This is a genomic window from Frateuria defendens (assembly GCF_001182895.1).
Classification (GTDB): Bacteria; Pseudomonadota; Gammaproteobacteria; order Xanthomonadales; family Rhodanobacteraceae; genus Frateuria_B; species Frateuria_B defendens.
The window spans coordinates 1-276 of the sequence record NZ_LFQR01000203.1 but is presented as its reverse complement, the minus strand read 5'-3'; the positions used below and the strand labels follow the sequence as shown (position 1 = coordinate 276).

General features: G+C 62.0%; 1 protein-coding gene. It reads left to right on the top strand.

What is annotated here, in order from left to right:
* Positions 1-85: 85 nt before the first annotated feature.
* Positions 86-276 (top strand): integrase core domain-containing protein (locus ACH65_RS17905; protein ID WP_237561566.1); only part of this gene is annotated, 191 nt, incomplete at its 3' end.

Genomic DNA, 276 nt, shown 5'->3' with positions numbered 1-276 from the left:
GCGAGAGTTGGTGATCGCATGTCGACGCTTTGGGGTGCCGCGCGCGATGCGCGTGGACAACGAGGCGTGCTTCAACAGCCGCCTGATGAAAGCTGCACTCACCTTGCTCGGCATCCGCCTGCAAACCATCGACCTGCATTGCCCGTGGCAGAACGGGCGCATCGAGCGCTTCTTCGGCACGCTCAAGCACCATCTGGACAAGATCGCCATTACTGGCAGGGACGAGCTGTGCACCAAGCTGGTCGAATTCCGGGCTTGGTACAACCACGCACGGCC